Source organism: Bradyrhizobium sp. B117 (genome assembly GCF_038969555.1).
Taxonomy (GTDB): domain Bacteria; phylum Pseudomonadota; class Alphaproteobacteria; order Rhizobiales; family Xanthobacteraceae; genus Bradyrhizobium.
Genome location: NZ_CP152414.1, coordinates 5455592 through 5479345, shown reverse-complemented (window position 1 = coordinate 5479345; position 23754 = coordinate 5455592). Strand labels below are relative to the sequence as shown.

Sequence of the window (23754 nt, the reverse complement as noted above, 5' to 3'; positions counted from 1 at the left end):
CGTGACGCCTCCGTCAGTATTTTCGAACGATCGGCTTCGTCGCGGCCGCTGCGGGCGCTGCCGGCGAGACCGAGAAGGTGACCCAGGTCGACCAGCTGTTCGGCCGGTTCTCGGTCTCGAGGTCCTTGTAGCCGCGGATGTTGAGATAGCCCTGATAGTCGTCGGACATCGGGATCATGAAGCCGATCTGCGGGCCGATGCCGACCGACATGCCTCTGAATCCGCCGAGCTTGGCGCCGGGGCCGCTGTCATCGGTGATCTGCTGGAAGTAATAGCCGGCGAGACCGACATGGACGTTCTTGCTGACGAACTGCGAGGCGGCCCAGTCGAGATGGAAGTCGATGCCGTTCTGGTACTGCAGCGCGCCGTTCATGAAACTGTAGGTGAGGCCGCCGACGACGGAGAATTCGTGTCCGGTCTTCGGATCGAGATAGGTGTAGCCGGCGCCCGCATCGATCGCGGGAAAGCCGAAGCTCAGATTCGCGAGCCGGCTGGAATCGTAGGTGCCGCTCGGGATGTTGCCGGTGATGTAGATCAGCTCGTTGTGGACGCCCTGGTTCCATTTCAGCGTGCCCTGGTAGAACACGTCGGTCAGCGTGGTGCGATTGTCCGTGGCGCTGCCCGAGATGGTGTTGCCGCGCGGGCCGGTCAGCGTCGCGTCGATGCCGGCCCCGATATTGCCGGGCGCGGTGAGCACGCTGAATCCGGCCTGGCCGCCCAGCACCGGCGTCGGCGAGGTGTAGGTGATACCCATCGCGAGCACGTCGGCATGTGCATTGAGGCCGGCAGTCACCGATCCCGGGATGCCGCCGCTGGTGACGAAGTTCTGCCCGGTCCCGGCCTTGTCGCTGAGATGAATGTAGATCGTCGAATAGGCCCATCCCGGCGTCACCGGCACGGCTGCAAAGCTGCCGAAGATGCCTGGAAGCCAGAAGCTGACGCCGCCGGCAGCGGCGAGGGCGGGTTGAGGGGGGAAGGCCGTCACCATCAACGCAGATGCCAGCGCGGCGCTTCGCATGTGTCCCGTCATGTCGTTTTCTCGTTCTTGTCGTTGCACCCACCAGGCCGGGCTTCCCAAACGCGGCTCCCGCTACTTCGTCGCGCCGCCGACCGTCGTGGCGAGAGGCTCGACATCAGGCAGCTTCCAGCTCTTTGCGAACAGCTCCTGCTTCGGCCCATAGAGGCGGAACATCATTTCGAATTTGCGGGCGGGATCGGTCGGGATCCAGTTCGCCTCCTGGCCTGTGGGCGGCTTGGGTCCAAGGTAGACATCGACCGAGCCGTCGGCATTCTTCTTCACGTCGGCGTTGTTCGAAGCCCGACTGGCACGGTCGACATTCTTGATCAGCGCGTGCGTATCGCGGTCATAGGCCGTCAGTGACCAATACTGGTCCACTGGTACGTTCGGCGGAACGTGGAGGCGATACGTCGTTCCGCCGTCGTAGCTCTGGCCATCCCTATCCTTGATGTTGATCAGGTAGAACTGGCCGGCGCCGAGTCGCTTGATGCCGACATAGGCATAGGTGTAGGCGAGACCCCGCCAGTCGACCGGATAGGCATTCGGCTCCTCGAAATTGGCCGCGGCCGCGTTCAGCACCTCCGGATGCGCAGGGAGCGTCCAGTGCGTGCCGTCGAAAAATGCGGGCAGACCGGCGTCGTATCTCGCTCCTATCAGTGCGTGGGCTTCGCGAATGCCATCCTTCAGCGCCTGCCTCAGCTTCGCATCCGGTGCGAACGCCTTGCCCTTCTCGATGCCGATCGTGCGTAGCTGATCGATCATCGCCCGGTCGCGCATCAGCCATGGCTCGCTTTGCACGGCGCGATCGAGATTGACGAAGAAGCTGTCGTCGTAGCGGATCGTCGAGTCGAACAGGACGTCCTTGACGTCGGTAAAGACCGTCGCCTGGGGATTCGATGCCTGCGAAATTGGATAAACCTTGATCTGCTTGCCGTAAGCGATGGAATTGGCGACATCGGCATCGCCGTGGCTCTTCATGTTGGAGCGGAACAGCACGTAGCTGCCGAACGTGTTGGGCTGGAGCGGCTCGAATCCGGCCGGCGTCTGGCCCGTGTAGCCGGGCGGCAGCATCACGAGCTTGACGCCGGCGCCCTTGTCCACGCCGAGCAGGCCTGCGTCTTCCAGCGGCTGCTGCCAGGCGTTGACGATGTTGGCGTTGAGGGAGCCAGCGGGCCCCGCCGGCGGAATTTCGATGGCAATGGGACCGACGTCCTTCGTATTCAGAAATGCCATGAAGTAGAGCGTGTCGGGATTGGGCGTCAGCGTCTGGTTCTTCCAGTCCAGCGGCTTGCCCCAGTAGATCACCTCGTTCACCTTGCCTGGTGTCTTGGTCAGCATCTCCTGCAGCATGAGATCGTAATTGACGATCGGCATGCCCCAGACAACCGCCTCGACGGCGCGGCGCTGGACCTGGCGCGCGGCGAGCTCGTCCAGCGAGGCGGTCTGCGCGGATGTCCCCGTAGCCGTCAGCATCATGGCAACAACTCCGGAAAGCAACGTCCTCATGGCAGGCTCCCTGTGTGCATGCTCAGCCCACCGGCTGCGGCTCGGGGAATTTCCACTTGCCGTTCAATATTTCAGGGCGCGGCCGATAGAGCCGGACCGTGTAATTCCAACCTTTCATGGTCGGCAGGCAGTTCGGGATCCTGCCGTCGCAGCCGCCGAACTGGACGGTCGTTGAGCCGTCAGCCGATTTCGCCGCGGTCAGATTGTTGAGCGAGTAGGCGTCGTACGGGTTCTTCTCGAAATAGCCCTCGGCGTTGTAGAGGCTGATGGACCAGAAGCCATCGACCGGCACGTTGCCGGGAACGGTCAATTTGTAGACCATGCTGCCGTCGTTCTTCTCGGGGGTGAAGCTGAGATAGGTTGCGTCCTTGTCGGGATTTCCGCCCCATCCTGCTGCGGTTGCGATCAGATGCCTGACCGGATCGACCTGTCCCTTGGCGCCAAACGCATTCTTGAAGCCGCCTGCGGTCGAGGCAAGCACGAGGAGGGCGTCGCGCACCTTCTTCCGGCTTGCCGGATCCCAGTTCGGTATCTCGAACTTGCCAGGCGCTTTCTGGCTGATCGTGACGGCGTCCTGGACGGCGCGGACCTTCTCGACATCCTTGGGATCACTGGGATCGACGAGGGTCCTCAGTCCGATCAGCCCATAGCGGGTGCCGACCCTGTTCCGGTCATAGCTGTATTTGCCGGCGCGATACTCGATGTCGCCGACGATGTAGTGGTCCTCGTTGATCACCATCAACGACCGGAACCGGTTGCCAGCGTCGGGCAAGGTAATCGTCACCGGTCCGGCATCGAGATCGACCACGGCCAGCGAATACAGCGTATCGCGGTTCGAGCGGATAACGCCCTGCTTGTCCATCGCCATGGGCTCGCGGTGGTGAAACAGCTTGCCGATCCCGCCGGCCTCCTTGACCCCGTTACCGAAGTAGAGGTCGGACTCCGCACGCCCGAAATTATCGACGGTCACCGGGACCGGCGACTGCGCTTGCGCGCTCGACATGAAGAGAAGGAACGGGACCGTCAGCACTGTTCTTTTCATGTGTCCTCTCAGCTAGAACGGATTGACGTAGTTCAGGATCGCGACCTGCCGCAGGCGCAGGCGGTGGACGATGTGGGTCGGCCTGACGTGGTCGGTGTAGATCGCCGCCGTTCCGGCGCTGCCGGTCGGCAGTCGCCTGACGAACTCCGCGTTGTCGAGCCTGACGCGAACGGCGAACGGCACGGCCTCGATCGCCTTCGGCATGACGGCCGTGCGCGACGTCTGCGTCTGCCCTGGCGCCACCGTCAGTTACTCTGCACCGCGTCAAAACTCTGCTGCATCTTCTCGACCATCTGGTCGATGCTGAAGCTCGATGGCCGCTGGCTCGGCGGGTACGCTTTGAATGTCAGCAGGAACTGCGACAGGATCGTTGGCCCCGCGATCATGACGCCCGCCGCGTCCGACATGAGCCAGTCGTAGTAGACATTGGACGTGACGTCGGCGCGCTCATAGGGATCCGAGCGCAGGTTGAAGAATTTCGGGACGCGAAGCTTCGTGAACGGCTCGGCCCAGATGCGCAGCGTTCCGTTTGCACGCTGCTCCTCGAACACGATCTTCCAATTCTCGATACGCGCCGCAACGACATCGCCGTCGTCGTTGAAATAGACGAACTCCTTGCGCGCGCCGTTGGGCTGCTGTCCCGTGAGATAGGCAAGCTGGTCGTAGCCATCGAGATGGACCTTGAAGGTCTTGCCGCCGATCTGATAACCGTTCAGGAGCTTCTGCTTGACGTCGGCATCTCCTGCGGCGGCGAGCAGCGTCGGCATCCAGTCAAGACCGCTGACGAGCTCGTTCGAGACAGAGCCGGCTGCGACGCGGCCAGGCCATCGGATCATGCAGGGAACGCGGAATGCGCCTTCCCAATTGGTGTTCTTCTCGCTGCGGAACGGGGTCGTGCCCGCATCGGGCCAGGAATTCTGGTGCGGTCCGTTGTCGGTCGTGTAGATCAGGATGGTGTCATTGGCGATGCCGAGATCGTCGAGCGCCTTCAGGATCGTTCCGATCGTCGCATCGTGCTCGATCATACCGTCCGCATATTCGGTCCGGGACGTCAGCCCAGGCTTGTCGCGATGCTCGGGCCGGACATGCGTGCGGAAATGCATGCGGGTGGAGTTGAACCAGCAGAAGAACGGCGTGTTGGCCTGCACCTGCCGCTTGATGAAATCGATCGCCGCAGCCGAGGTCTCGTCGTCGATCGTCTCCATCCGCTTCTTGTTTAGGGACCCGGTATCCTCGATGGTCTGCTTGCCGACCCGTCCGAAGCGCGGGTGCTCGGTCGGATCGTCGCGATCGCTGGCCTTGCAGCGCAGGACGCCGCGTGGTCCGAATTTCTCCAGGAAGCCGGGGTCGCGCGGATAGAACCGGTTCTCCGGATCCTCCTCGGCGTTGAGATGATACAGATTGCCAAAGAACTCGTCGAAACCGTGAACGGTCGGCAGGTATTCGTTGCGATCGCCGAGATGGTTCTTGCCGAACTGGCCGGTTGCATAGCCAAGCGGTTTGAGCAATTCGGCGATCGTCACGTCGCGTGACTGGAGGCCGACGGCGGCACCGGGAATGCCGACCTTCGACAATCCCGTCCGTAGCGTGCACTGGCCGGTGATGAACGAGGATCGCCCGGCGGTGCAGCTCTGCTCTGCATAATAGTCGGTGAACATCATGCCTTCTTTGGCAATGCGATCGATGTTCGGGGTGCGATATCCCATCACGCCGAAGGAATAGGCGGAGATATTGGTCTGGCCGATGTCGTCGCCGAAGATCACGAGGATGTTCGGCTTGCGGCCGGACGACGTCGGCGACGGGGCGGGGGCAGGGGCTGCTTTCTGGGCCTGCGCCATGGCCTCGGACGTCAGGGCCGCGGCGGCGACGATGGAGGATGTTCCAAGCAGCAGATGTCTGCGATCGATCGGTTGACGGGACTGGTTGTTCTTGTTCTTCGACTCGCTGCTCATGCGATACTCCCTACGTTGCGGCACGTCCTTCCTGCTCGTGACGAACGCCAACCGGTAGCCGCACCACGCACCTGAATCCCACATGGCTGGTCGAGGTATCGACCGGCTCGGCATGGCGCGCCGCGGGGCGGTACCGGCGGCAATAGTTCGGCGCGCACAGATGCGAGCCGCCCTTCAAGACTTTGCGCGGGATGCGGATGTCGGGTTGACATGGATCAAAGCTCGCATCCTCGGGGCCGCCGCGCGGATTCTTCGGGATGCAGCAGGGTTTTGCAGCCTCGGCGATGTGTCGGGCCGACCACCAGTCGGATGTCCACTCCCAGACATTGCCGATCATGTCGTGGAGACCGTAGCCGTTCGGCGGAAAGGCCATGACCGGCGAGGTACGCTTGAACCCATCCTCGCCGAGATTCTGGACGGGGAAGTTCCCCTGCCAGATATTGGCCATGTGCTTGCCGCCCGGCATCAGAGCATCGCCCCAGGCGAACTCCTCGCCTTCGAGGCCCCCCCGCGCGGCAAACTCCCATTCGGCTTCCGTCGGCAGCTCCTTGCCGGCCCAATGGGCATAGGCTGCCGCATCACTGTAGGAGACGTGCACGACCGGATGATCGTCGAGGCCCTTGATGTTGCTGCCGGGACCGTAAGGATGGCGCCAGTTGGCGCCGCGCATGAAAGACCACCACTGGCTCCAGTCGGCGAGATCGGTGATGCGCGGCAGCGGCGAGAACACCAATGATCCCGCGTAGAGCATCTCTTTCAGGGCGCCGGGATAGTCCTTGGGGTCTGGAACGATCTGCGCTTCCGTGACATGGCCGGTCGCGTTGACGAACTGCTTGAACTGCCGGTTGGTGACGGGTGTGCGATCGATCCAGAAGCCGTCGACCGAAACGCGATGGCTCGGCGCCTCCTCGGGATAATGATGGTCGGATCCCATGCGAAAGGTTCCGCCGGGAATGAAGACCATCTCGCCGGTCTTCGCATCGTCCGGCAACCACTCACAATGATCGAGGTCCGCCCGCAGCATGGTGGACCCGACGCTACGGCGTAGGTGGCAGATGCCGACGACGGCGCGTGGTCCTGTACGCTGGACGCATTGTCTGGCCCCCTTATTCTCGGCGCTCTTGGAGAGGAAGACGCGGTATTGCGTCAACCGCTCTTTCCTTTACGCACGGCTTCCACCACGCGGCAAAAACCCCACCGCGTGCGCTCCGCCATCGACAGAGCGCTTCCGATTGATATCGCTGAGGTTGCAAACGGTATCCGAAGAATGGGAGGCTGTGATGTGCAGTTTGTGCCAGTACGCTGAAGCAGTGGGTGAGACTTAACGCCCCATGTTACAAATCGCAGCAACTAGCGTCGGACGCAGCAATTTCGCTCGCCGGATTTCGATAGCGTTTGTATCAAAACGCGCAGGCGGGTTGTCGCATCCATCTCGCGTTGTGGTGGTATCGCACCGCTGCATGCCGCAGAATTGTCGCGCTTGAGTCACAGGGTGCGGCCATGGGGCAGTTCCTTCTGGTTGATTCGCGCAAGCTCGACGGTTTCGAAGGACTTCACCAGGCCGTTCACGGCTCGCATGTCGACGTGATGCAGCTCGGACGCGGACGGCTGCGCGGGACGTTGTCGCATGTTGGTATCGGAGACTTCTCTCTCAGCATCGGCGCCTTCAACGTCGGCATGCGCACGCAGCGCGTCTCCAGCGACGACAAGCTGATCATCGGCATGCTGCTCGCGGCTGAGGAGCGCGTTGCGCACTGGTCGTTCGACATGCAGCTCAACGACGTGCTCGTGATCCCGCCGCTGCTCGAGCATGACGGCGTCTTCCACGGCGCGTCCGCTTACGCCGCGATGCGCTTCGACCTCGATGGGGTTGCCTCGCTGTTCGGCGGCGAGGCGCGACTGAGCGATCCCGACACCTGGCGCAGCCGCGGCCATTTTCGGGCGGATCCCGAGACCGGTACGATTGCCTCGCGTCGCCTGGTCCGGATCATGTCGCATCTGCGGACGAACCAGGACGGCTTGACGCCCTCGACCGCCGAGTTCTGGAAACGAGCGATCGTCGAATGCATGGCGGCCAACGTCATGTCGTCGCTGCCGCCTGACCACAGCGGCTGGCTGCCTTCGGCGCGACGGATGATCCGCAGGGTTGAGGATTATCTCGACGAAGCCGGCACACGCCCGGTGCACGTGTCGGAAATTTGCGCGGCGCTGGGCGTGTCGCGGCGCACCTTGCACCGCGCCTTTCAGGAGGTGTTCGGCCTCGGCCCGGTCAGTTTCCTCCGGCACAAGCGGCTCTGCGCCGTTCATTCCATCCTGCGCGAGAGCGCGCCCGGCTCAACCACCGTGGCGGCCGTCGCGATGGAGCAGGGCTTTTACGAACTCGGCCGGTTCGCGCAATATTACTTTGCAGTGTTTGGGGAGCGCCCGTCGCAGACACTCGGAGTTGCCGCGTTGCCGGCACAACGAGCCGGCATCGCCCGAGCCTAGCGCTCTGACGTGTCGATGGCGCGTAGAACACCAACGAAAGCAACGCGCTCGCTACTGTGCATGGGGTTGTTTTCGCGGTTTTTGTTTGGGCCGGCCATTTCGCCGGCGTTCGCTCACGCCCCGCAGACGATCACGCCGTACCAGCCGAGCCCACGATAGGTCTCATAGCCCGGCGTCGCGTGGAAGGCGATCATCGTGCCGGTGCGGTCGTGGTAAAAGCCGGAGCGCTGGCCGTTGAGAGACAGCGCAATGCGTTCGCTTAAAATGCCCTGGCCGTCGGAGGCGGCGATCACGCGGAGGTTCGAATCGACCAGCAGCACGCGGGCCTTGTCGCTGTCGCCGACGCGGACTCCTTGCACGATAGCACGCGCCTGCGGCTCCCAGTCGAAATGGATGGCGAGCACGCCGATCGGCTCACCGTGGGCCTCTCCGCCGGCACGCACGCTGGCGCAGTAGGTCGCGACCTGCGCGTTGCCGAGCAGCGGCTGGTTCTCGACGTCGCCGGCGACATAGTCGTCACCAGAGCGAAGGGTTCGCGCCTCGCGAAACCATTTGGTATGGGCGACGTTCTGGCCGACGACACGAAAGCGGTCGGCGCGGCCGTTGGCGACGACGTTGCCGTCGAGGTCGCAGAGCCAGAGGTCGAGATAGACGGTGTAAGCGCCGAGGATGACGCCGAGCCGCTGCGAGGCGTGGGTGACCGCCGCCGGAGCAGGCGTGGCCGCGCAATCGACCACGGCGGAGTCGGTTGCCCACCAGCGCACGTCGCAGGTGCGCTCATAGAGGTTGCGGTCGATCAGTTCGACCGCGTTGAGCGACAGGTCGACCATGCGCTCGCCGCGCGAGCGCTGGCTCATGCGGTCGATCGAGGCGACGAGATCGCCGGTGCGTTTCGTCAGCTGGGTCTCGAGCTCGCGTGCGATGGTCTCGACCTGCTGGCCGACGCCGCGCACCTCCTGCGCCACCACGGCAAAGCCGGCACCTTGCGCGCCGGCGCGCGAGCTCTCGATCAGCGCGTTCAGCGCCAGCATCTTCATCTGGTTGGTGATCTGCTGGATCGCCTTGGTCTTGTCGACCGCGATCTGGTTGACCTCCGCAGTGAGGCGGTTGATCAGCGCGGAGATGTCGGAATCGTCGTCGGCGGGTTCGGTGGCGATCGGCTTGGCTTTGAGACCCAGCGCAGCAGACATCGGGGACTTCCCTTGGCAATGAGGCCTGATCTGCAATGAACCCGGAACAACAACTCACAGATCTAATACAATTCTTTTTCGAGGATTCCGCCTAACGCCTGCTTAATTTGCTGTTCCGCGGATTGCCCAAATGATAGTCAGTCGGCGCAGCAAAGCGGCAATCCACCGCTTTGTGCGGCGGGGACATTGCAAACACCAGGGAATTCCCGGTCAATCGTCATTGTCAGCCGATCACCGTATCGCCCTGTGTCCGGCTCCGGGTTCCTCAAGCCAATTTCGATCCATGACACCGCCCGCCACCGCCTTGCCCGTCGAGACGCCCCACGCGTTCCTGGGTGTCGCGCGCTCGCTCACCGACAAGCTCTGGCGCGACCGGCTGGACGCGCGCGGGGCGGCCAAGGCGCTCGCCATCGTGCAGCGGCATCAATTGCCGGAACTGCTGGCGCGGGTGCTGGCGGGCCGCGGGGTGGATATCGACGCGGTCGCCGACTTCCTCGATCCGACCATCCGGAAGCTCATGCCGGATCCGTTCACGGTCACGGAGATGGAGGCGGCCGCGAAGCGGATCGCGGACGCGGCGGCGAGGGGCGAGAAGGTCGCGATCTTCGGCGACTACGACGTCGACGGCGCGACCTCGGCGGCGCTGCTGGCCTGGCACCTGCGCCATTGCGGACTAGATCCGCTGATCCACATCCCTGACCGCATTTTTGAGGGCTACGGCCCCAACGTCGAAGCGGTTCGCGGACTGGCGGCCAAGGGTGCCACGCTGCTCGTCACCGTCGATTGCGGCACCACCAGCATCGAGCCGCTCGCCGAAGCAAAGCGCCTCGGCATGTCCGTGGTCGTGATCGACCATCACCAAGCCGGTGACGAACTGCCGGAGGTCGATGCGTTGGTCAATCCGAACCGGCTCGACGATCTCTCGGGTCTTGGCCATCTCGCCGCCGTCGGCCTCGTGCTGGTGACGCTGGTCGCGGTCAATCGCGAGCTGCGCCAGCGCGGCTTCTGGAATGCCGAGATGCCCGAGCCCGATCTATTGGGCATGCTGCATCACGTCGCGCTCGGCACGGTCGCTGATGTCGCGCCGCTCATTGGTCTGAACCGCGCCTTCGTCGCCAAAGGCCTGATCGCGATGCGGCGGCGCGACCATGTCGGGCACACCGCGCTGATGGACGTCGCGCGGCTCAACGGCCCGCCGGAGGCCTGGCATCTCGGCTTCATGCTGGGTCCGCGCGTCAATGCCGGCGGCCGCATCGGCCGCGCCGATCTCGGCGTGCGGCTTTTGCTGGAAGGGGACAGCGTCGAGGCGGCGCGGATCGCGGCCGAGCTCGACCGCCTCAACAGCGAGCGCCGCATCATCGAGCAGGCCGCGGAAGCGCAGGCCGAAGCGGAGGCGCTGGCTTCGATCGGGCTGGAGGACAAGCTCGGCGTCGTCGTCACGGCGTCCGAAGGCTGGCATCCGGGCGTGGTCGGGCTCGTCGCCTCGCGCCTGAAGGAGAAATTCTTGCGCCCCGCCTTTGCCATTGCGCTCGAGCCCGGCGGCATCGGCACTGGTTCGGGCCGCTCGATCGCGGGCGTTGATCTCGGCAAGGCGGTGCGGCAGGCCGTGACCGACGGCATTTTGCTGAAGGGCGGCGGCCACGCGATGGCTGCGGGCGTGACACTGCGCAAGGAGAAGCTCGCCGAATTCCGTGCCTATCTCGAAGGTGCGCTGGGGCCGGATGTCGCCGAAGCACGCCACGTCAACGAGCTCGATATCGACGGCGCGGTCTCCGCGCGCGCGGTGACGACGGAGCTGGCGACGACGCTCAACCGCGCGGGGCCGTTCGGCAGCGGCAACCCGGAGCCGGTGCTGGCGCTGCCGGGGCATCAGCTCGTCTTTGCCGACGAGGTCGGGCAGGCGCACTTGAGGCTGCGCTTCAAGTCGGGCGACGGTTCGATCGTCAACGGCATCGCATTCCGTGCGGTCGGCCAGAAGCTCGGCAATGCGCTGCTCGCCAATCGCGGCCAGCAACTGCATGTCGCAGGCTCACTGTCGGTCGACCGCTACCAGGGCGCCGAGCGCGTGCAATTCCGCGTCCTCGACGTCGCGCTACCGGACCAGGGCCCATCCGTGATCAGATAACGCAAGATCCGGCGGGGCCCATGCGTCAAAAATAGATCGCTCAAACAACAAAAAAGAAAGGGAGTGAACATGGCAGGGCAGGTTGAGGGCAAGGTCGCGCTGGTGACGGGCGGCGCGTCAGGTATTGGCGAGGCCATTGTCGAGCTGTTCGCGCGCGAGGGCGCCACAGTCGTCATCACCGACATCGACGAACTCAGAGGCCCCGAGCTCGAAAAGCGCATCACCAAGGCCGGCGGCAAGGCGATCTTCCTGGAGCAGGACGTGACCAGCGAGGAGCGCTGGATCGAGATCGTCGCCGAGATCGCGAGGCGCTACGGCCGGCTCGACATCATGGTCTCCAATGCCGGCATCGGCATTGCCGTGCCCTCGATCGTCGACATGACGCTCGGCGATTGGCGCAAGCAGAACGCGATCAACCTCGACGGCGTGTTTCTCTCGGTCAAGCACTGCCTGCCCCTGATGCGCAAGACCGGCGGCGGCTCGATCGTGATGATGTCATCGCTCGCGGGCCTGCGCGGTGCGCCCGGGCTGTCAGCCTATTCGCTGACCAAGGGCGGCGTGCGGCTGTTCGCCAAGTCGATCGCGATGGAGTGCGCCGCAGTAGGTGACGGCATCCGCGTCAACTCCGTGCACCCCGGCATCATCGACACGCCGATCTGGGGTAAGATTCCGACCGGCGCGACCGGCAACCAGGGCAATGCGCCGATCGATCCGGAGGAACGGGCCAGGGTCGCAACCCCGCTCGGCCGCGCCGGCCAGGCTGCGGAGATCGCGTCTGGCGTGCTGTATCTGGCTTCCGATGCCTCGTGCTACGTCACCGGCAGCGAGCTCGTCATCGACGGCGGCATGAATGCCGGCGGAGTGCCGCGTCGAGCGTGAGACGCGCAGGGCAGGGTGGCGGTCGCAGGGGCTGACGTGCAGGCGCGGCCCCTGTAGAACGCTGGGAGCTTCCGACCGACAGAGGTGTCCTTCGCCATGGCGCACAGCCTTCATTCGCCGTCTTCCGCGCCTGAGCCCGTCCGCTCGAACCGGCCGGACCTTGCCACCGACGCGATCCGCACTGCGCGCGAGGACCTCGCCGCCTGCTTCCGCATGGCCGCACGCAACGGCTTTGAGGAAGGCATCTGCAATCATTTCTCGGCCGTCGTGCCGGGCCATGACGATCTCTTCCTCGTCAACCCCTATGGTTACGCCTTCCGCGAGCTGACCGCGTCAAAGCTCTTGATCTGCGACTTTCACGGCAACGTGCTCGACGGCGAAGGCGTTCCGGAGGCAACCGCCTTCTACATCCATGCCGAGATGCACAAGCGCCTGCCGCGCGCCAAGGTCGCGTTCCACACCCACATGCCCTATGCCACCGCGCTGTCGATGACCGAGGGCGATCCGCTGATCTGGGCCGGCCAGACCGCGCTGAAGTTCTACGGCCGCACCGCGGTCGACCGCGACTATAACGGCCTTGCCCTCGACAACCGCGAGGGCGCGCGCATCGCCTCCGCCGTTGGGGAAGCCGACATCGTCTTCATGAAGCATCACGGCGTGATGGTGCTGGCGCCGACCATCGCGGAAGCCTGGGACGATCTCTATTATCTCGAGCGCGCCGCCGAGGTGCAGGTGCTGGCGATGTCGACGGGGCGCAAGGTTCTGCCGGTCGACCCCACGATTGCGGCCGAGACCTACAGGCAGATGCGCGAGGGCGATTCCGAATCCGCGCGGCTGCACCTCGCCGCGATCCGGCGGCAGCTCGATGCGGAAGAGCCGCAGTACCGGCACTGAACTCTCGGCGTCATTCCGGGCTCGCGCCAAGCGGCGCGCCCCGGAATGACGGGGTGCCTACGACCCCTGCCGCAGCTTCGCCAGCACCTTGAGCCCGCCATATCCATCGGCCGGCATGATCCCGGCGCGCTGCTGAAAATCCTTGATCGCCTTCATGGTGTCGTTGCCGACGCGGCCGTCGGTGCCGCCGGTGTCGAACCCGGCCTTGGTTAGCCGCGTCTGCATCTCCTGCACCTCGGCGAGCGTCAGCGCGCGCTCGGAGCCGGGGAAGGGCTGGATGAAGGGCGGCGCGCCGAGACAGCGGTCGCCGAGATGGCAGATCGCCAGCGCATAATTCATCGAGGGATTGTAGCTCTTCACCGAATAGAAGTTCGGTCCGAGGAGGAAGGTCGGTCCGCCGGCAACCGGTGTCCACATCTGCGCCGACGCATTGGGCTGCGGGAACGGCTGGCCATCGGCACGGGAGACACCGGCCGCCTGCCACGCCGCATAGGTACGGCTGCCGCTTGCCTCGCCGGACGCGCGGACCTCGTAGCCCCAATGCTCGCCGCGATGCCATTTGCCGCGATTGACGAGATATTTTGCGGTCGAGCCCAGCGCATCGTCGGGCTTGCCGAACGGCGAGACCTTGCCGTCGCCGTCATAGTCGATGCCGACATTGAGCCAGACCTCCGGCATCCATTGCGAATGCCCCATCGCGCCGGCCCACGAGCCCTTCATCTCCTCGGGCGTGCTCCAGCCCTTGTCGACGATGCGCAGCGCGTTGATCAGCTCAGTCTCCCAATAGGCCTTCCGGCGCGGCTCGTTCCAGGCAAGCGCGGCGAGCGAGGGAAACACCGGCGTCATGTGGTTCTGCTGCACCAAGGGATCGCCATAGGCGGACTCGACGCCCCACAGCGCCAGCAGCGTGCCGCGCTCGACGCCGAAGTCGCGCTCGATGCGCGCGAGCAGCGCCTCGTTGTTCTTCAGCGCGATCTTGCCGTTGATGATACGCCAATCCGAGACGCGGCGATTGATGTATTGCCAGACCTGCTCGTGGAATTCGGGCTGGTTGCGCATCTGCTTGAACACGCTCATGTCCGGCTCGACCCGTCCCATCGCGCGCTGCCATGTCGCGGCCGAAATGCCCTTGGCCATCGCGCGGGCGCGAAAGCTCTCGCGCCACTCGTCGAAGCCCGGAGGCGCCGCGAGCACATGCGCAGGCGAGGCGAGCAGGGCGGCTCCGCCGAGCGCGGATTTCAGTAGGGTGCGGCGGCTGCGAGGGGACGAGGAATCAGCTTGTTTCATGATGCCATTCTAGCCGGAAAATCGCGCATGTGACTCGGTTCCCGGAACGCCGGGAACAGCCCGTTCGCCCGGAACAAACTGTCGCACTATCGCATTCCCTACACGACAATGAGGAGGAGAAGATGAGGAAATATCTGTTTGCCGCCGCCATGGTCACTGCGATCGCGGCCCCCGCATTTGCGGACGAAGTCGGCGTTCACGTCGGTCCGGTTGGCGCCGGCGTGACGGTGGGCCAGTCCCATGAATACCGCGACCGTGATCGCGACCGCACGACCGTCATCAAGGAGCGTGCGCCCGCAGACCGCACCACTGTCATCAAGAAGGAAGATGAATTCGGCAATCGCAGCAAGACCGTGATTCATCACGACAACGACTGACGGCGCACGGCCCCGGCGGATCGCCGGGGCCACAATCTGTTCATCGAGCATTCGGGGTGAAATGAAGATACGCGCGCATGCGGAAAGCCATGTCGTCCAATTGGATGACGGATCGCAGTGGCAGATTTTCCCTGGCGATCTCGCGACGACGCTGAGCTGGAAGCCCGAGACGGATTTGCACCTGGAGCGATGCCGCGACCGGGTGAGTTCGCATGTGCTGGTGAATGCCGCCGACCAAAGCCGCGTCCGGGTGATCGCCGCAGGCGAGACCTGGCCCGACGGCGAGGTTAAGAAATCGTTGAAGGGCGGATAGGTCATCCATCCGCATCGCTGCATATCTCCCAAATTTTAGCCGGCGCTTTACGGTCGGTTCGTTTCCCTCTGCGCAGAATGCGCGCATGCGGGAGCTGTTCGACATCATCCGTGCCAATCCCTGGCCCTTCGGGGCCGGCTTGTTCGTCGTGATTCTGATGATCATCGCCGAGAATTTTGGCCGCGGCATCCATGGTGACGGCGCCTCCGGCGGCGACTTCCCAGATCTCGGCGGGTGTGACAGCGGCGGTGGCGACGGAGGAGGCGGGGGCGACTAGGCCTCGTCCTGATCTTCCTGCAAATCGGCTGCGATGCCGGCGAGCCAGCGCCGGACCATGGTTTCAGCGTCGCCATCCAGATTTCGAGCGAGGCGCTTCTCCAGCGCGATCACGCGCTCCCTGCATGCCGTCAGCAACTTCGTGCCACGCGGCGTCAGCGTCCATTGCTGGATGCGGCCGTGGACGGGATGAGGCGTCATCTCAATGGCGCCGTCGCGTTCGAGATTGCGGATGATCACGCCGACCGTCTGCGGGGTCAGGAAGGTGAGGCGGGCGACATCGGCTCCAGACAGACCCGGATAGGCCTTGAGCATGGTCAGCACCGCAAATTGCGGCGACGTCACGCCCAGATCGGCGAGCGTCCGCTCCATCGTCAGCCGGACCGCGGCATGGGCTTGGCGCAGGAGATAGCCGAGATAGCCTTCTTCGCCGCGCTTGCCCTCGCCGGGAGCAGGCACGCGCACGGCGTCCGCCGGACTCTTGCGCGCGGTTTTCGATCTTGTGATGTCGGCAGACTTGCGTGGCATGTAAGAGCTCTTATAAGATGTAAGCGCACTTACAATAGCACGAGGTGAACGGCAATGTCACACGCCCGCAGTGAATACGAGGATTTCAAGCGGATCGCGCCCGATGCGTACGACTTGGTGCTCGCCCTGGGCCAGGTGGCGGCCAAGGCTGGCCTCGACAAGCAGCTGCTCGAGCTGGTCAAGCTGCGCGCCTCGCAGATCAATGGCTGTGCCTTTTGCGTGCAGCATCATGTCCTGTTGTCGGAGCGGATTGGCGTGCCCGCCGACAAGCTCCATCTGGTCGCGGTCTGGCGCGAGGCGCCGATCTTTTCCGCGCGTGAGCGGGCGGCGCTCGCCTGGGCGGAAGCGCTGACCCTGCTGCCGGACGGCGTCGGCGAAGACGTCTACGCGGAGGCGAGCCGCGAGTTCTCCGAGACGGAGTTGACGTATCTGACCTCGGCGGTCGCCTCGATCAACGTCTGGAACCGTTTTGGCGCGGCATTTCGCTGGACGCCGGCGAAGCGGCCGGGCGCGGCGCATGCCGCGGCATCCTGATCGCAACAAGGGGAGATTGTCATGACAGCAATGGATTTGGCCACCACGCTGCGCCCGGTGCCATCGCGCGCGACGGCGCTGGCCGTCGTCGGCGGACTTGCCTGCGCGCTTGCGATCGGCAGAGCGCTGCCGGTGACGATGGACACCGTTTCCGGCGCGCTGGCGCCGCTCTGCGCCACCGCGGCGGAGAGCTCTCCGCTCGACAAGGTCGAGCCGATCGGCTCTTACGCGCTGCCCGACGTGCCGGGCAAGCGCGTCACCATCGTGCGCGTGTTCTACGGCCCCGGCGGCTTCTCGCGGCCGCACCGGCATGCCGGTTCGGTGACGGCCTACATCACCAAGGGCGAGATCCGCTCCCAACTCGGCGGCGGCCCGGTCGAGACGTTCGGCGTCGGCCAGTCCTTCTTCGAGCCGCCAGGCTCGACGCATCTGGTCTCGGCCAATGCCAGCGCCACGGAGCCGGCGGAATTGATCGCGGTGTTCGTTGCGGACGAGGGAGCGCAGCTGACGACGTATCTGGAGTGATTTGTAAGGACCCGGCCGCTCAATTCTCCTCGCCGCTCGAGCCCTCGCGCAGGTCCGGCTTGACCACGTCCTCCGGCAGCGCATGGGCCACCGGCTGCGGCGCGCCCGCGATCTCCGGGCCGACCTCGCGGCCGCGAGCGTGGATCAGGCGTTCATACGCCGAGACCAGCGTGACGTAGGGGCTGACCCAGATCCAGCCGTCGCGGGTGAACAGCTGCACATCGAAATGCAAATGCATCGAGGTGCCGGCGGGATGGTCGAGATAGTTCGAGACCACGCCAATCTTCTCGCCTTCGATGACGATGCGCCCATTGAGTACGCCGTCCGCGGTCAGCACCTGCGGGTTCATGTGCATGTAGCGGAAGCGGATATGCTCGGTTCGGCTGTTGACCTCGAGCGTTACGGCCTGATCCTTGGCGCCGCGGATCACGATGGCGTCGCGTACCGCGACGACGCCGCGCTGCTTGGGATCGCAGGGCGCGCGACCTTCGCCGGGCGGCGGGCAGTTCGCCGCGCGGATGTCCTCGCCTTGATGGCCGTAACCGCCGGCGCATTGCCAGACCTCGAAACTGCGGGACTCGCAGAAATTGTCGCGCCAGGGATAAGTGGTCGCACCTTCGTTCCTGTCGCGCTTGGCGTAGGATTGCGAGCGCACGATGGCGGGCACCTTCTCCAGCGGAAAACGGATCTGCGCATAGGCCATCACGTCGGGATGGCCACCCCTGTTGCGATAGCCTGTGTTCGGGATGATGTCGCCGCTTGGCCGATAGCTGAAGTCCGCCGAACGCTCCACGGGACGGTCGATGATGCCGGAGGCCATGTCCGTCAGCGGCCGCAGGCGCTGGCCGCCGGCGATCCGCAGTGCCTTCAGGAAACGCTCGGCGACCGGATAGGCTTCCTTGCAGGCCAGCCGCCGCGGCTTGGCGACGCTGTCCAGGCACTGGATCGACACCACATAGGCGACGCCGAAGCGCGTGAAGGCGTAACGCACGTAGCCTTCCCGGATGAACCTGCGCAGGTCCGGATAGGTTGCTGCGAGCGGCTTGACCGGCTCGCCCTTGCCGCCCGAGGGATCGGAGATGTCGTAGATCAGGGCCGAGCCCGTGATCTGCACCTCGACCGGCCTTGCGAACACGCGGCTCGGCATGCCGTCGCCGGCGCCGGGCTCGAGCGAGAACGTCGCGCTGTAGCCGGCGGGGCCGGCATCGAACACATCGACGGGGTTGAAATCGGCCTGGAAGCGCGCCGGCGACAGGCTCGCGGGCGCCCCGCTGCGCTGGGCCTCGAGGTAGGCCGCCGCATCGAACGGCAACAGCACGGGCACGGAGCTGCGGGCGATGCCAGTGAAGAATTGCGAGGAGACCGCGTTGAGCTGCACCAGCGCCGGCATCGTGCGCGGGTCGTAGCGCGGCACCGAGCGGCGAGGTGCGAAGATGAAGTCGCCCGCGATCTGGGGGCGACTGTTGATCTCGGTGCGGAGCTGGTCGAGCGCTGCGCGCCAGTCGACGCGCAGGGCCGTGAGCGAGGGGCTGCGGAATTCGTCCGCCGCGAGCGGAGAAGCGATGGGGAGCGAAAGCAGCGCCAGAAGAAGCGAGACGAAGCGGAAGCTCTTCCTACCCACTGCCTCGCCCCCCGGCGGTATCCGATCCGATCCCCAGCCCGTCGCTTAGTCCTTGGCGCGCTCGGAGTAGGAGCCGTCTTCGGTCATCACCACGATACGGGTGCCGACCGAGATGTGCGGCGGCACGGTGGTGCGCACGCCGTTGGACAGCACCGCGGGCTTGTAGGACGACGAGGCGGTCTGGCCCTTGGTCACGGGCTCGGTCTCGACCACTTCCAGCGTCACGCGCTGCGGCAGCGCGAGCGAGACCACGTTGACATCGTGGGTTGACAGCTTGACGGTCATGTCCGGTTGAAGATACGCGGCGGCATCGCCGACGACGTCCTTGGACACTTGGACCTGGTCGTAGGTTTCCGGGTTCATGAAGTGGAAGCCGTCGCCGTCTTCATACAGGAAGGTGTAGTTGCGCTCTTCGATGGTGGCCTTCTCGACCTGGTCGGTGGTCTTGTACCGTTCGGAGATCTTTACCCCGTCCGAGATTCGGCGCATTTCGATCTGGCTGACCGGTGTGCCCTTGCCGGGATGGATGTTCTCGGCGCTCACGACGACATAAAGCTTGCCGTCTTGCTCGATCACGTTGCCCTTGCGAATAGAACTGGCGATGACTCTCAAAGCTGTATTTCCTGCTTGCTTGGCCCGGCATCGGCCAGGACGTGGTCAAATCGATGGGGGACTTGGGGCCTCAAATCGGACCTCGGCGCCCGTTTCGGGCCGCAACATACTGATTTTGCCGTTCGATGCCAGCCTTTTGCTGACGGCCAAGGCGGCCAGCTGATGGCTGGGGACAAGCCGATTTCGCCATTTTGGTCGCCCGAGCGGCACCTCGACCGGCGACCCTTCCTCCAGGCACGGGGCGCCATTACCGGAGCAATACGGGGCTTTTTCGCCGAGCAGGGCTTCGTCGAGGTCGAAACCTCGGTCCTCCAGGTCTCTCCGGGTAATGAGACCCATCTGCATGCCCCCCGGACCGAGATCATGCGCCCCGACGGCGGCCGGGCCAGGCGATATTTGCGGACCTCGCCGGAATTTGCCTGCAAGAAGCTCCTGGCGGCCGGGGAGCCCCGAATCTTCGAGCTCGCCCGGGTCTTCCGCGACCGGGAGCGCGGCGACCTCCATTTGCCCGAATTCACCATGCTGGAATGGTACCGGGCCGGCGCCCCCTATGACGCCATCATCGCCGACACCGTGGTCGTCATCGCCCGCGCGGCCCAGGCCACCGGGATCGGGACCTTCTCGTTCCGCGGCCGGACCGCCGATCCCTTTTCCGAGCCGGAGCTTCTGACGGTTGCGGCCGCCTTCGAGCGCTTCGCCGGCGTCGACCTGCTGTCGACAATCTCGGGCGCCGAGGGTAACCGTGCCGCGCTCGCCCAGGCGGCGGCCGGCAAGGTCCGCGTCGCCGAGGACGACACCTGGTCGGACATCTTCAGCAAGGTCCTGGTCGAGCACGTCGAGCCGCATCTTGGGCAGGGCCGTTTGACCATCCTGTTCGAATACCCATCTCCAGAGGCGGCACTGGCGCGGGTGAAAGCGGAAGATCCGCGGGTCGCGGAACGGTTCGAGGTCTATGCCTGCGGCGTCGAGCTCGCCAACGGTTTTGGCGAGCTGACCGACGCCGAGGAGCAGCGCAAGCGCTTCACGGAGTCGATGGCGGAGAAGCAGCGCCGCTACGGCGAGGCCTATCCGCTGGATGAGGATTTTCTGGCAGCGGTTGCCGCAATGCCGGAGGCGAGCGGCGTCGCGCTCGGCTTCGACCGGCTGGTGATGCTGGCGAGCGGCGCAACACGGATTGATCAGGTGGTGTGGACGCCGCCCGCAGAAGAAGCGTTAAACGAGAGATGACGAAGACCAGTCTTGCACGAACCTTGCGCGAGCCGGCCGAGCTCGTGGCCGAGGGCCTCGCGCCCGCAGCCGCGCTGCCCGCGCTCGAGCGCGTCGCCGCGCGCTATGCGGTCGCGATCACACCGGCGTTGGTCGAGCTGATCGACCCGGCCGATCCCGACGATCCCATTGCGCGGCAGTTCGTTCCGACGGCCGCAGAGCTCGAGATGCAGCCCGGCGAGAACGCCGATCCGATCGGCGATCACCCGCATTCGCCAGTTCCTGGCATCGTGCATCGCTATCCCGACCGCGTGTTGTTCAAGCTCGTCCACGTCTGCGCGGTCTATTGCCGCTTCTGCTTCCGCCGAGAGATGGTTGGGCCGGGCAAGGAGAACGCGCTCTCGGACAGCGCCTATCGCACCGCAATCGACTACATCCGTTCGCATACGGAGATCTGGGAGGTGATCCTGACCGGCGGCGACCCCTTGATGCTGTCGCCGCGCCGGATGAGCGAGATCATGGCCGATCTTGCCGCCATCGATCACGTCAAGATCATCCGCCTTCACACCCGCGTGCCCGTGGCCGACCCGGCGCGGATCAGCGATGAGATGGTCGCGGCGCTGAAGGTTCCGGGGGCGACCACCTGGGTTGCGCTCCATGCCAATCATGCGCGCGAGCTCACGGAAGAAGCCCGTGCCGCCTGCGCGCGGCTCGTCGACGCCGGAATTCCCATGGTCAGCCAGTCCGTGCTTTTGCGCGGCGTCAACGACAACGTGGCCGCCTTGTCGGATTTGATGCGAGCTTTTGTCGAATGCCGGATCAAGCCTTACTACCTGCATCACGGCGATCTCGCGCCGGGCACCGTGCATTTGCGAACGACGCTGGCCGAGGGGCAGGCTTTGATGCGGCAGTTGCGCGGACGTGTGTCGGGACTGTGTCAGCCCGACTATGTCATCGATATTCCGGGCGGCGCGGGCAAGTCTCCGGTCGGACCGAATTACGTGTTGGCGGCACAAAATACCGCACCCGATGCGCGTGATGCGGAGGCCGAAACGCGCTATCGTATCGTGGACTATTGTGGCGACGTTCATCTCTATCCGCCCGAAACCTGAGCAGGTGAGATGCGAGCCGCGCGGGACTTTAGGATTGGAGGCGGAAATGAGAAAGATCGTCGTGGCAATGTCGCTCCTGGTGGCGTTCGGCAGCGCAGGCTTTGCGCAGACCGGGAGCAAGGGTACCGGGACGTCGGGACAATCGGCAGGCTCCGGCGTACTGCCTGCGCCGGTCGGTCACAGGCAGCCGCGCGCCAGCGAAGTTCCGAATGAGAAGAATCTGAGCGATCCGAACAATCCCGTGAACAAGGAAGACGCGGCGCTCGACAAGAAGATCAAGAGCATCTGCCGCGGCTGCTGATTGCTTTCACCTCTCCCCGTCGGGGAGAGGTGAGGAGCGAACCAACCTAGCCTCGATTTCTTACGCCGTCCGTTCGTGCAGGCCCGCGCGCTGGGAGTTGCGGCGGATCTCGACGGCGTCGGCGAGCTGCTCGAGCACGGTTGCCGTGGTCGCCCAGTCGATGCAGCCATCGGTGATGCTCTGGCCATAGGTGAGCGGCTTGCCCGGCACGACGTCCTGACGTCCGGCGACGAGATTGCTCTCGATCATGACGCCCATGATGCGGTCTTCGCCGCCGGAAATCTGGCCGGCGATGTCGGCCATCACCAGCGGCTGGTTCTCCGGCTTCTTGCTCGAATTGGCGTGGCTCGCATCCACCATCACCAGCGGCGCGACGCCTGACTTCGCCAGCTCGTTGCAGGCGGCCGCGACGCTCGCGGCGTCATAGTTCGGCTTAGCTCCGCCGCGCAGGATGATGTGGCAGTCCTCGTTGCCCGCGGTCGAGGCGATCGCCGAGCGGCCGAGCTTCGTCACCGCCATGAAATGATGCGGATGCGAGGCCGACTTCACCGCGTCCGCCGCGATCCGCACATTGCCGTCGGTGCCGTTCTTGAAGCCGACTGGGCAGGACAGCCCCGAGGCCAGCTCGCGATGGATCTGGCTCTCGGTCGTGCGCGCGCCGATGGCGGCCCAGGACACGAGGTCGGCAATGTATTGCGGCGTCGTCATGTCGAGGAATTCGGCGCCGGCCGGCAGGCCGAGATTGTTGACGGCCGACAGCACGTTGCGGGCGAGGCGCAGGCCCTTGTTGATGTCGAAGCTGCCGTCGAGATCGGGATCGTTGATCAGGCCCTTCCAGCCGACGGTGGTGCGCGGCTTCTCGAAATAGACCCGCATCACGATTTCGAGCTGGTCGGCAAGGTCCTCACGCAGCTTGGCCAGGCGCTCGGCGTAGTCGAGCGCGGCCCTGGGATCATGGACCGAGCAGGGGCCGACCACGACCAGCAGGCGGTCGTCCTGGCCGGTGAGGATGGCATGGATGGCGTTGCGCGCCGCCATCACCACACGCGTCGCGGTGAGCGTGCGCGGGACTTCCCGCATCACCTCTTCCGGCGTGCTCAGCTCTTTCAGTTCACGGATACGAAGATCGTCGGTCGTGCTCAGCACGGCGGGCTCCTGTCTGTTTTAGAACCTGCCGGCCAATAAAAAAGCCGCCAGGTCTGGCGGCTTGTTCGGACGTTTGCTTCAATATTCAGATTGAGCGCGATCCTCCTGCCGCCAGCGAGCTGTCGTAGCTAAAGTACCAAAAATAGCTGGTGGCGACGGTGATCATGGCAGGCCATATAGCGCGCCATTGGCGGGTTGTCACCCCCCCAAAACGGCGCGCTGCCTGACGAGGCGCCTCAGGTGTTGCTGTTGCGCGCCGCCAGCGCCATGCCGATCAGGGTGGCGCCGCCGAACAGCAAATTGATACCGACGAGGATGCCGATCGCCCATTCCGCCGAGCTCGGCAGTCCCGTGATCACCATGAACGAGATCGCGATGTCGACGAGGCCGGAGATCAGCAGCCATGACCAGCGGCCGCCGGGCTCGCGGCGGTGCTCCAGCGCGTACATGATGGTGGCGACGCCTTCGGCGAGGAAATAGGCGCCGAGCACGATGGTCAGCGTCAGCACGGCCTGCATCGGGCGGGCCAGCAGTAGCATGCCGGCGAGGCAGGCGAGGGCGGCGGAGATCAACGACCACCAGAAGCCCGGCGTGGCGCGCGCCCAATAGGTCACGATCAGCCCGCCGATGCCGCTGACCAGGAACATCCAGCCGAGGACAATCGCGATCGCAAGGCTCGCGAGCGGCGGCACGATCAGCGCGGCGATACCGAGGACGGCGAGCAGGATGCCTTCGAACAGGAAGGCCTTCCAATGGGCCTTTACCGTCCGGCTCATGGCGGATTGCAGCCGGGAAAGGTCTTCGGGCGATGTCATCGGCAGGC

At 64.8% G+C, this 23754-nt stretch carries 25 protein-coding genes; 12 read left to right on the top strand and 13 right to left on the bottom strand.

Features of this window, described 5'->3' with window-relative positions; translation table 11 throughout:
• Nucleotides 1–13: 13 nt before the first annotated feature.
• The 6 genes from AAFG16_RS26940 to AAFG16_RS26915 are packed head-to-tail and all read right to left on the bottom strand — an operon-like array spanning nucleotide 14 to nucleotide 6542.
• The gene (locus AAFG16_RS26940) at nucleotides 14–1030 is read right to left on the bottom strand and encodes a transporter (protein ID WP_342730156.1); all 1017 of its coding nucleotides are present in this window, start codon (nucleotides 1028–1030) and stop codon (nucleotides 14–16) included.
• Between the two features lie 60 nt (nucleotides 1031–1090).
• Complete coding sequence (locus AAFG16_RS26935) at nucleotides 1091–2524, bottom strand: DUF1254 domain-containing protein (RefSeq protein WP_342730154.1); 1434 nt, start codon at nucleotides 2522–2524, stop codon at nucleotides 1091–1093.
• A gap of 22 nt (nucleotides 2525–2546) precedes the next feature.
• Nucleotides 2547–3566 carry a DUF1214 domain-containing protein gene (locus AAFG16_RS26930; protein WP_342730152.1) on the bottom strand — a complete coding sequence of 340 codons (1020 nt, stop codon included), beginning with the start codon at nucleotides 3564–3566 and terminating at the stop codon, nucleotides 2547–2549.
• A gap of 12 nt (nucleotides 3567–3578) precedes the next feature.
• Nucleotides 3579–3809: a hypothetical protein gene (locus tag AAFG16_RS26925; protein WP_283079391.1), complete on the bottom strand. Its 231-nt coding sequence runs from the start codon at nucleotides 3807–3809 to the stop codon at nucleotides 3579–3581.
• 2 nt (nucleotides 3810–3811) lie between these two features.
• Entirely contained in the window at nucleotides 3812–5518 is a 1707-nt protein-coding gene (locus AAFG16_RS26920) for an arylsulfatase (protein ID WP_342730149.1), read from the bottom strand.
• 10 nt (nucleotides 5519–5528) lie between these two features.
• Complete coding sequence (locus AAFG16_RS26915; RefSeq protein WP_342740979.1) at nucleotides 5529–6542, bottom strand: formylglycine-generating enzyme family protein; 1014 nt, start codon at nucleotides 6540–6542, stop codon at nucleotides 5529–5531.
• A 476-nt stretch (nucleotides 6543–7018) separates the two neighbouring features.
• Between AAFG16_RS26915 and AAFG16_RS26910 the strand changes: the two genes are divergently transcribed.
• Nucleotides 7019–8005, top strand: a complete 987-nt coding sequence (locus AAFG16_RS26910; protein WP_342730147.1) for a helix-turn-helix domain-containing protein — start codon at nucleotides 7019–7021, stop codon at nucleotides 8003–8005.
• Nucleotides 8006–8118: 113 nt separating this feature from the next.
• Here AAFG16_RS26910 and AAFG16_RS26905 read toward each other — a convergent pair whose 3' ends face one another.
• Nucleotides 8119–9195 carry a methyl-accepting chemotaxis protein gene (locus AAFG16_RS26905; protein WP_283079387.1) on the bottom strand — a complete coding sequence of 359 codons (1077 nt, stop codon included), beginning with the start codon at nucleotides 9193–9195 and terminating at the stop codon, nucleotides 8119–8121.
• A gap of 283 nt (nucleotides 9196–9478) precedes the next feature.
• On the opposite strand from AAFG16_RS26905, the gene recJ reads away from it, so the two are divergent.
• The 3 genes from recJ to AAFG16_RS26890 all read left to right on the top strand — a co-directional run bounded on the left by recJ (nucleotide 9479) and on the right by AAFG16_RS26890 (nucleotide 13093).
• The gene (recJ, locus tag AAFG16_RS26900; protein ID WP_342730144.1) at nucleotides 9479–11320 is read left to right on the top strand and encodes a single-stranded-DNA-specific exonuclease RecJ; all 1842 of its coding nucleotides are present in this window, start codon (nucleotides 9479–9481) and stop codon (nucleotides 11318–11320) included.
• A gap of 69 nt (nucleotides 11321–11389) precedes the next feature.
• Entirely contained in the window at nucleotides 11390–12199 is an 810-nt protein-coding gene (locus tag AAFG16_RS26895) for a glucose 1-dehydrogenase (RefSeq protein WP_342730142.1), read from the top strand.
• 96 nt (nucleotides 12200–12295) lie between these two features.
• The gene (locus AAFG16_RS26890; RefSeq protein ID WP_342730140.1) at nucleotides 12296–13093 is read left to right on the top strand and encodes an aldolase; all 798 of its coding nucleotides are present in this window, start codon (nucleotides 12296–12298) and stop codon (nucleotides 13091–13093) included.
• Nucleotides 13094–13150: 57 nt separating this feature from the next.
• Here the strand turns inward: AAFG16_RS26890 and AAFG16_RS26885 are convergent, their stop codons facing one another.
• Nucleotides 13151–14380, bottom strand: a complete 1230-nt coding sequence (locus AAFG16_RS26885; protein WP_342730138.1) for a lytic murein transglycosylase — start codon at nucleotides 14378–14380, stop codon at nucleotides 13151–13153.
• A gap of 122 nt (nucleotides 14381–14502) precedes the next feature.
• Here AAFG16_RS26885 and AAFG16_RS26880 point away from each other — a divergent pair, with 122 nt between their 5' ends.
• The 3 genes from AAFG16_RS26880 to AAFG16_RS26870 all read left to right on the top strand — a co-directional run bounded on the left by AAFG16_RS26880 (nucleotide 14503) and on the right by AAFG16_RS26870 (nucleotide 15347).
• Complete coding sequence (locus tag AAFG16_RS26880) at nucleotides 14503–14757, top strand: hypothetical protein (protein ID WP_027557921.1); 255 nt, start codon at nucleotides 14503–14505, stop codon at nucleotides 14755–14757.
• Between the two features lie 61 nt (nucleotides 14758–14818).
• Nucleotides 14819–15070: a hypothetical protein gene (locus AAFG16_RS26875; RefSeq protein WP_342730135.1), complete on the top strand. Its 252-nt coding sequence runs from the start codon at nucleotides 14819–14821 to the stop codon at nucleotides 15068–15070.
• A gap of 85 nt (nucleotides 15071–15155) precedes the next feature.
• Nucleotides 15156–15347, top strand: a complete 192-nt coding sequence (locus AAFG16_RS26870; protein WP_342730133.1) for a hypothetical protein — start codon at nucleotides 15156–15158, stop codon at nucleotides 15345–15347.
• Here AAFG16_RS26870 and AAFG16_RS26865 read toward each other — a convergent pair.
• A complete protein-coding gene (locus tag AAFG16_RS26865) occupies nucleotides 15344–15874 on the bottom strand; it encodes a MarR family transcriptional regulator (RefSeq protein ID WP_342730131.1) in 531 nt (176 codons plus the stop codon). The genes AAFG16_RS26870 and AAFG16_RS26865 overlap by 4 nt on opposite strands.
• Nucleotides 15875–15928: 54 nt before the next feature.
• Here AAFG16_RS26865 and AAFG16_RS26860 point away from each other — a divergent pair, with 54 nt between their 5' ends.
• The gene (locus AAFG16_RS26860; protein WP_342730129.1) at nucleotides 15929–16408 is read left to right on the top strand and encodes a carboxymuconolactone decarboxylase family protein; all 480 of its coding nucleotides are present in this window, start codon (nucleotides 15929–15931) and stop codon (nucleotides 16406–16408) included.
• A gap of 21 nt (nucleotides 16409–16429) precedes the next feature.
• Entirely contained in the window at nucleotides 16430–16933 is a 504-nt protein-coding gene (locus tag AAFG16_RS26855) for a cupin domain-containing protein (RefSeq protein ID WP_342730128.1), read from the top strand.
• Nucleotides 16934–16952: 19 nt separating this feature from the next.
• Here AAFG16_RS26855 and AAFG16_RS26850 read toward each other — a convergent pair whose 3' ends face one another.
• Together AAFG16_RS26850 and efp are read right to left on the bottom strand one after the other, a co-directional pair.
• The gene (locus tag AAFG16_RS26850; protein WP_342740978.1) at nucleotides 16953–18575 is read right to left on the bottom strand and encodes a M23 family peptidase; all 1623 of its coding nucleotides are present in this window, start codon (nucleotides 18573–18575) and stop codon (nucleotides 16953–16955) included.
• Nucleotides 18576–18599: 24 nt separating this feature from the next.
• Nucleotides 18600–19166, bottom strand: coding sequence for an elongation factor P (efp, locus tag AAFG16_RS26845; RefSeq protein ID WP_027557928.1), 567 nt, complete (start codon nucleotides 19164–19166; stop codon nucleotides 18600–18602).
• Between the two features lie 162 nt (nucleotides 19167–19328).
• On the opposite strand from efp, the gene epmA reads away from it, so the two are divergent.
• The 3 genes from epmA to AAFG16_RS26830 are packed head-to-tail and all read left to right on the top strand — an operon-like array spanning nucleotide 19329 to nucleotide 21785.
• A complete protein-coding gene (gene epmA / locus AAFG16_RS26840; protein WP_342730125.1) occupies nucleotides 19329–20393 on the top strand; it encodes an EF-P lysine aminoacylase EpmA in 1065 nt (354 codons plus the stop codon).
• The gene (locus AAFG16_RS26835; RefSeq protein ID WP_342730123.1) at nucleotides 20390–21484 is read left to right on the top strand and encodes a lysine-2,3-aminomutase-like protein; all 1095 of its coding nucleotides are present in this window, start codon (nucleotides 20390–20392) and stop codon (nucleotides 21482–21484) included. Before epmA ends, AAFG16_RS26835 begins: the two co-directional genes overlap by 4 nt.
• Before the next feature lie 46 nt (nucleotides 21485–21530).
• Entirely contained in the window at nucleotides 21531–21785 is a 255-nt protein-coding gene (locus AAFG16_RS26830; RefSeq protein ID WP_283079375.1) for a hypothetical protein, read from the top strand.
• 60 nt (nucleotides 21786–21845) lie between these two features.
• Here the strand turns inward: AAFG16_RS26830 and AAFG16_RS26825 are convergent, their stop codons facing one another.
• Complete coding sequence (locus AAFG16_RS26825; RefSeq protein ID WP_342730121.1) at nucleotides 21846–22931, bottom strand: 3-deoxy-7-phosphoheptulonate synthase; 1086 nt, start codon at nucleotides 22929–22931, stop codon at nucleotides 21846–21848.
• Nucleotides 22932–23167: 236 nt separating this feature from the next.
• Nucleotides 23168–23746, bottom strand: coding sequence for an HdeD family acid-resistance protein (locus AAFG16_RS26820; protein WP_342730119.1), 579 nt, complete (start codon nucleotides 23744–23746; stop codon nucleotides 23168–23170).
• Nucleotides 23747–23754 lie beyond the last annotated feature (8 nt).

Bases quoted from the DNA above. Each gene is read 5' to 3' on its own strand.
- AAFG16_RS26940 (WP_342730156.1), bottom strand. From the start codon at position 1,030: ATGACGGGACACATGCGAAGCGCCGCGCTGGCATCTGCGTTGATGGTG.
- AAFG16_RS26935 (WP_342730154.1), bottom strand. From the start codon at position 2,524: ATGAGGACGTTGCTTTCCGGAGTTGTTGCCATGATGCTGACGGCTACG.
- AAFG16_RS26930 (WP_342730152.1), bottom strand. From the start codon at position 3,566: ATGAAAAGAACAGTGCTGACGGTCCCGTTCCTTCTCTTCATGTCGAGC.
- AAFG16_RS26920 (WP_342730149.1), bottom strand. From the start codon at position 5,518: ATGAGCAGCGAGTCGAAGAACAAGAACAACCAGTCCCGTCAACCGATC.
- AAFG16_RS26915 (WP_342740979.1), bottom strand. From the start codon at position 6,542: ATGCTGCGGGCGGACCTCGATCATTGTGAGTGGTTGCCGGACGATGCG.
- AAFG16_RS26910 (WP_342730147.1), top strand. From the start codon at position 7,019: ATGGGGCAGTTCCTTCTGGTTGATTCGCGCAAGCTCGACGGTTTCGAA.
- AAFG16_RS26905 (WP_283079387.1), bottom strand. From the start codon at position 9,195: ATGTCTGCTGCGCTGGGTCTCAAAGCCAAGCCGATCGCCACCGAACCC.
- recJ (WP_342730144.1), top strand. From the start codon at position 9,479: ATGACACCGCCCGCCACCGCCTTGCCCGTCGAGACGCCCCACGCGTTC.
- AAFG16_RS26895 (WP_342730142.1), top strand. From the start codon at position 11,390: ATGGCAGGGCAGGTTGAGGGCAAGGTCGCGCTGGTGACGGGCGGCGCG.
- AAFG16_RS26890 (WP_342730140.1), top strand. From the start codon at position 12,296: ATGGCGCACAGCCTTCATTCGCCGTCTTCCGCGCCTGAGCCCGTCCGC.
- AAFG16_RS26885 (WP_342730138.1), bottom strand. From the start codon at position 14,380: ATGAAACAAGCTGATTCCTCGTCCCCTCGCAGCCGCCGCACCCTACTG.
- AAFG16_RS26880 (WP_027557921.1), top strand. From the start codon at position 14,503: ATGAGGAAATATCTGTTTGCCGCCGCCATGGTCACTGCGATCGCGGCC.
- AAFG16_RS26875 (WP_342730135.1), top strand. From the start codon at position 14,819: ATGAAGATACGCGCGCATGCGGAAAGCCATGTCGTCCAATTGGATGAC.
- AAFG16_RS26870 (WP_342730133.1), top strand. From the start codon at position 15,156: ATGCGGGAGCTGTTCGACATCATCCGTGCCAATCCCTGGCCCTTCGGG.
- AAFG16_RS26865 (WP_342730131.1), bottom strand. From the start codon at position 15,874: ATGCCACGCAAGTCTGCCGACATCACAAGATCGAAAACCGCGCGCAAG.
- AAFG16_RS26860 (WP_342730129.1), top strand. From the start codon at position 15,929: ATGTCACACGCCCGCAGTGAATACGAGGATTTCAAGCGGATCGCGCCC.
- AAFG16_RS26855 (WP_342730128.1), top strand. From the start codon at position 16,430: ATGACAGCAATGGATTTGGCCACCACGCTGCGCCCGGTGCCATCGCGC.
- epmA (WP_342730125.1), top strand. From the start codon at position 19,329: ATGGCTGGGGACAAGCCGATTTCGCCATTTTGGTCGCCCGAGCGGCAC.
- AAFG16_RS26835 (WP_342730123.1), top strand. From the start codon at position 20,390: ATGACGAAGACCAGTCTTGCACGAACCTTGCGCGAGCCGGCCGAGCTC.
- AAFG16_RS26830 (WP_283079375.1), top strand. From the start codon at position 21,531: ATGAGAAAGATCGTCGTGGCAATGTCGCTCCTGGTGGCGTTCGGCAGC.
- AAFG16_RS26820 (WP_342730119.1), bottom strand. From the start codon at position 23,746: ATGACATCGCCCGAAGACCTTTCCCGGCTGCAATCCGCCATGAGCCGG.